The organism is Priestia sp. P5_B4 (genome assembly GCF_056400385.1).
The window spans coordinates 1-1,648 of record NZ_JBFULJ010000847.1; the positions used below are offsets into that span (position 1 = coordinate 1).

The following is a 1,648-nucleotide window of genomic DNA, read 5'->3' on the forward strand; positions in this document are numbered from 1 at the left end:
ACTTTACATGATGCCGCTGCCGCTGCGGCTGAACTGCAAAAAGGAACCTCTCTTCAAGGCGTTCAAAAAAAATATGCTGAATTCCAGACAGTGAGCAAAATAGAGAATGCTGATAATCTAAAGCTTTCAAGTTTATCTCCTTCTTTTATAGATGTTTTAAAAAAACAGCACATCGGAGAGAGTAGTGAGCCCATTAAAATGGGTAAAGTCTATTATATTCTTATTTTAAAACAAAAAGATAAAAAAACGGAATCAGAAGTCAAAGAAGAAATGATGAAAGAACTTGTTTTGAATCATATCAACCGGTATATCCAGGATCAACTGCCAAGGTTTCATGTGACTTTTAACCTTAGGTAGTTTCCTTTTATATAGATTGATTGTTTTCAAAAAACAAGCAGGTAAAAGAGCTTTCTATTAATAGAGAGCTCTTTTACATTTTTAAGTAGACAGAAATGTCGGCACCTGATAAAATGAAGTTGTAAAACTTTCATTATTCGGAAAATTTATACCCTCCAGCTTTGGAGGGTTATTTTTTATGCTGTTGGACGAATAAAAGAGGCTGGGACAAAAGTATTTTAATGGAAAGAAGATCCGAACGATGATTCGTTCGGATTTTTTCGTTACGTTTCAATCACTTTTCATCTTTTAAATGACTCAATAATGCAGGAGCCATCTTCACATGAGAAAGGGCGATGTGTGAAATCGTTTTGGCATAAGGTGTAATTTCGTTAATAAATTGTTCGAGTATGTGCAGGTGAGGAAGCTGAAGCTTTGTAATAAAGCAGGCTTGCCCGGCGATGCGTTCACAGAATAAAGCGTAGGGATACTGAGAAATAAATCGTTTAAAACGCTCGTGCTCTCCGTTTTTCATCGTTACTTCAATAAAACACGACACGGGCAAATGCAGCTTTTCATAATCAATATCAATCGTATACCCTTTTATAACGCCAAAGCTCTCTAGCTGCCTTACTCGCTCTGCCACCGAAGGAGGAGACAAATTAATTTGTTTTCCTAGCTCTCGTAAGGAAAGGCGGCTGTTTTGCTGCAGCGCCTGCAAAATCGATAAATCAATTTCATCAATTTTCAATTGAAAACCTTCTTTCTCATTAACGTTTCATTTGATTAGTAATAGTAGATAAAATGTTTTATATGTAATCTGAAATTTCCATTTTTCTTACTATAATAATTAAAAAGGAGTGAGTGAAAAATGGCAAGAGTTTTATTAGCAAACGAAGAGGGAACAAATTTTGAAAAAGCATTGAATTTAATTCCGCATGTAAAAAGATTGTACGATGAGCTTTACGAAACACTTTGGAACAGCGGTATAGTAGAAAAAGAGACTAAGGAAAAAATGAGGCTTTACCTAGCGGGTGTTAACGGCTGTGAGACATGTATGAGCATGTCATATGTAGGCGATGAGACGCTTAATCAAAAAGTGTTAAGAGAAAAAGAGCTGGAAGAAAAAGATCGACTGCTGTTTCGATTTATTGATGTATACCGGGTGCGTCCAAGGGAGTTGACGGATGCTGATATGGATCAATTAAAGAAATTTTACAGTGATACGCAGCTGTTAGAGCTTTTAGCTGTTATTAATTTATTTGATCAATTTCACAAAATGATTGTCAGTTTAGATTTATATGATTTTTGC

3 protein-coding genes are annotated in these 1,648 nt (G+C 35.6%); 2 read left to right on the forward strand and 1 reads right to left on the reverse strand.

What is annotated here, in order from left to right:
• A partial coding sequence (locus AC1DRF_RS26620; protein ID WP_477742147.1) for a peptidyl-prolyl cis-trans isomerase occupies positions 1-357 on the forward strand: 357 nt, incomplete at its 5' end.
• A gap of 274 nt (positions 358-631) precedes the next feature.
• Here AC1DRF_RS26620 and AC1DRF_RS26625 read toward each other — a convergent pair.
• Positions 632-1,087 carry an Lrp/AsnC family transcriptional regulator gene (locus AC1DRF_RS26625; protein WP_097824390.1) on the reverse strand — a complete coding sequence of 152 codons (456 nt, stop codon included), beginning with the start codon at positions 1,085-1,087 and terminating at the stop codon, positions 632-634.
• Positions 1,088-1,207: 120 nt separating this feature from the next.
• On the opposite strand from AC1DRF_RS26625, the gene AC1DRF_RS26630 reads away from it, so the two are divergent.
• Positions 1,208-1,648: carboxymuconolactone decarboxylase family protein (locus AC1DRF_RS26630; protein WP_477742148.1), on the forward strand; the 441-nt coding region annotated here is incomplete at its 3' end.